This window comes from Agromyces binzhouensis, assembly GCF_004135055.1.
Lineage (GTDB): Bacteria > Actinomycetota > Actinomycetes > Actinomycetales > Microbacteriaceae > Agromyces > Agromyces binzhouensis.
In genome coordinates, this window is sequence record NZ_SDPL01000350.1 from 1 (window position 1) to 3,440 (window position 3,440).

Sequence of the window (3,440 nt, forward strand, 5' to 3'; positions counted from 1 at the left end):
CGCTGACCGCCGACCAGCGCGCGCGCATCGAGCGCTCCGCGCGCCTGCTGCCGCTCGACGTCCCGACGATCGAGCTCGCCGGCGGGTCCGTGCGCTGCATGCTCGCGGGCGTGCACCTCGACCCGCGGCCGGGGCTGGTCGAGCACCGGTCGGCGCCCGTCGACGATGCCGCCGCGGACGAGATCGCTGCGCTCTGACACGCACGGGACCCCCGACACGACGAACGGCCCGTCCGAGGACGGGCCGTTCGCGTTCGCTGCGGGTCAGTGCTCCGCGCTCACCCCAGCGGGTAGTGCCGCTCGCGCGACCCCGTGTAGAGCTGCTGCGGACGACCGATCTTCGTGCCGCCGTCGAGGTTCATCTCGCGCCAGTGCGCGATCCAGCCCGGCAGACGGCCGATGGCGAAGAGCACGGTGAACATCCGCGTCGGGAAGCCCATGGCCTTGTAGATCACGCCGGTGTAGAAGTCGACGTTCGGGTAGAGGCGCCGCTGCTTGAAGTAGTCGTCCTCGAGCGCGAACTGCTCGAGCTCCTTCGCGATGTCGAGCAGCGGGTCGTTGACGCCGAGGCCCTCGAGCACGGCGTCGGCGCTCGTCTTCACGATCTTCGCGCGCGGGTCGTAGTTCTTGTAGACCCGGTGGCCGAAGCCCATGAGCTTGACGCCGTCCTCCTTGCGCTTGACGCGCTCGACGAACTTGCCGACGCCCTCACCCGAGTCGCGGATCTGCGCGAGCATCTGGAGCACCGCCTCGTTCGCGCCGCCGTGGAGCGGGCCCGAGAGCGCCTGGATGCCGGCGGAGATCGACGCGTAGAGGTTGGCCCCCGTCGAGCCGACGAGCCGGACCGTCGAGGTCGACGCGTTCTGCTCGTGGTCCTCGTGGAGGATCAGGAGCCGATCGAGCGCCTTCGCGAGGGTCGGCTCGATCTCGTACGGCTCGGCCATGTTGCCGAAGTTCAGCCGGAGGAAGTTCTCGACGAAGTTCAGCGAGTTGTCGGGGTAGAGGAACGCCTGCCCGATGCTCTTCTTGTGCGCGTACGCGGCGATCACCGGCAGCTTGGCGAGCAGGCGGATGGTCGTGAGCTCGACGTGCTCGGGATCGTGCGGGTCGGACGAGTCCTCGTAGTAGGTCGAGAGCGCCGCCACGGCGCTGGAGAGCACGGCCATCGGGTGCGCCGTGTGCGGGAGCGCGGAGAAGAACCGCTTGAGGTCCTCGTGGAGGAGCGTGTGACGCCGGATCTTCTCGTCGAACTCGCCGAGCTGGTCGGCCGTGGGGAGCTCGCCGTACATGAGCAGCCAGGCGACCTCGAGGTACGTCGAGTGCTCGGCGAGCTCCTCGATCGGGTAGCCGCGGTAGCGGAGGATGCCCTGCTCGCCGTCGATGTAGGTGATGGCCGACCGCGTCGACGAGGTGTTGACGAATCCGTAGTCGAGCGCGGTGAGTCCGGTCTGCCGGGTGAGCGTCGAGACGTCGATGCTGGCGTTGCCCTGCGAGGCGCGGTGGATCGGGAATTCGGCCGTTCCGCCGGGGAAGTTCAGCGTCGCGGTATCGGAGTTCACTCCGACGGATTCGTTCACGACGTTGCTCACGGCGTCTCCTGTGATCGTCACTGTCTCGCGGTTCCCTGCTCTCCGGTCCGGCACCGGTCGGCGCGCGCGGCCCGACTACAGCCTAGACGGGTCGGGCGCACACTGTCGCATCCGCCAATGGATCGCCCGATCGATTGGAGTGGTTGCACAGTCTCGGCTGCGATTCGGCGACGATCCGCGCGATCAGCGCACCGCGGTGGCCCTCAGCCGCGCGGCGGCCTGACGGATCCGCTCGTCCGTGGCCGTGAGCGAGAGCCTCACGTGCTGCGGGAAGTAGGGTCCGTAGAAGTGCCCGGGTCCGGCCAGGATGCCGAGGTCGGCGAGTCGTCCGATCGATTCCCACGCGTCGCGGCCCTCGGTCGCCCAGAGGTACAGCCCCGCCTCGCTGTGGTCGATCCGGAAGCCGGCGTCCTCGAGGGCGGGCCGCAGCAGGTCGCGCCTGGCCCGATAGCGCGCCTTCTGCTCCTGCACGTGCGCGTCGTCCGCGAGCGCGACGGCCATCGCCGCCTGGAGGGGCGCCGGCACCATGAGCCCGGCGTGCTTGCGGGCGGTCGTGAGCCGCGCGATCAGCTCGGGGTCGCCGCCGACGAACGCCGCGCGGTACCCCGCCATGTTGGACTGCTTCGACAGCGAGTAGATCGCGAGCACGCCGGTCGGATCACCGCCCGTCACCGCCGGGTCGAGCACGCTCGGGACGGCGCCGTCCTGCCACGGGTCCTCCCATCCGAGCTCGGCGTAGCACTCGTCGCCGACGATGATCGCGCCCAGTTCGCGGGCACGGGCGACGGCACCGCGCAGTTCGACCGCACCGAGCACCCGCCCGTCGGGGTTGCCCGGCGAGTTCAGCCAGACCAGCCGCGTGTTCGGGGGCCATTCGGCCGGGTCGTCGGATGCCACGGCCTCCGCACCCGCGAAGATCGCACCCATCTCGTACGTCGGGTAGGCCGCGCGGGGATGCACCACCGCATCGCCCGCACCCACGCCCAGGAATAAGGGGAGGAGTGCGACGAGCTCCTTCGAGCCGATCGTCGGCAGCACGGCATCCGCCTCGAGGCCCTCGACCCCCCGGCGACGGGCGAACCAGTCGACGATCGCACGTCGCAGCGCGGTCGTGCCGGTGGTCGTCGGGTAGGAGTGCGCGTCGGTCGCCGCCGCGAGGGCATCGCGCACGAGCTGCGGCGTCGGGTCGATCGGCGAGCCGATCGACAGGTCGACGATGCCGTCGCGGTGCGACGACGCTCGATCGCGATACGGGACCATCAGGTCCCAGGGGTACTCGGGCAGGGCCCCGAGCGCCATGGTCAGTGACCCTGCGGGGGCAGCGCCGCGATCAGCGGGTGGTCCTTGGGGATGACGCCGACCTTCGCCGCGCCCCCGGGCGAGCCGACCTCGTCGAAGAACTCGACGTTCGCCTTGTAGTAGTCGGCCCATTCATCGGGCAGGTCGTCCTCGTAGTAGATGGCCTCGACCGGGCAGACCGGCTCGCAGGCACCGCAGTCGACGCACTCGTCGGGGTGGATGTAGAGCGAGCGCTCGCCTTCGTAGATGCAGTCGACGGGACACTCGTCGATGCAGGCACGGTCCTTCACATCGACGCACGGCAGGGCGATGACATAGGTCACGGTGGGTCGCTGTCCCTTCGGTGATGCTGGACTGCCAGTCTATGCGCGCCGCGCCTCGCGCGGCGGCAGCGAGGGCCACGCGACGACCAATACGGAAATGATCGCGGGGCCGATCGCCCAGATCATGCCGACGACGCCGTCGGCGACGAGCACCGATCCGCCGGGGCCCGGGAGCGACAGCACGGCGACGACCCCGACCACGCCCGCTGCCGCGGCGGCCGCGGCCGCCC

4 protein-coding genes and 1 pseudogene are annotated in these 3,440 nt (G+C 70.2%); 1 reads left to right on the forward strand and 4 read right to left on the reverse strand.

Going from position 1 to position 3,440, the window contains the following annotated elements; translation table 11 throughout:
- Positions 1 to 197 (forward strand): arginine deiminase-related protein (locus ESO86_RS19805; protein ID WP_242492377.1); only part of this gene is annotated, 197 nt, incomplete at its 5' end.
- A gap of 80 nt (positions 198 to 277) precedes the next feature.
- Here the strand turns inward: ESO86_RS19805 and ESO86_RS13910 are convergent.
- From ESO86_RS13910 to ESO86_RS19055, 4 genes and pseudogenes are all read right to left on the reverse strand, one after another.
- A complete protein-coding gene (locus ESO86_RS13910) occupies positions 278 to 1,558 on the reverse strand; it encodes a citrate synthase (protein ID WP_422836498.1) in 1,281 nt (426 codons plus the stop codon).
- 213 nt (positions 1,559 to 1,771) lie between these two features.
- The gene (gene dapC, locus ESO86_RS13915) at positions 1,772 to 2,887 is read right to left on the reverse strand and encodes a succinyldiaminopimelate transaminase (RefSeq protein ID WP_129235540.1); all 1,116 of its coding nucleotides are present in this window, start codon (positions 2,885 to 2,887) and stop codon (positions 1,772 to 1,774) included.
- A 2-nt stretch (positions 2,888 to 2,889) separates the two neighbouring features.
- Positions 2,890 to 3,210 carry a ferredoxin gene (fdxA, locus tag ESO86_RS13920; protein ID WP_129235541.1) on the reverse strand — a complete coding sequence of 107 codons (321 nt, stop codon included), beginning with the start codon at positions 3,208 to 3,210 and terminating at the stop codon, positions 2,890 to 2,892.
- 39 nt (positions 3,211 to 3,249) lie between these two features.
- Positions 3,250 to 3,440: pseudogene (locus ESO86_RS19055) on the reverse strand (hypothetical protein); the annotation flags it as partial.

Coding starts and splice junctions, on each gene's coding strand:
- dapC (WP_129235540.1), bottom strand. CDS start 2,887: ATGGCGCTCGGGGCCCTGCCCGAGTACCCCTGGGACCTGATGGTCCCG.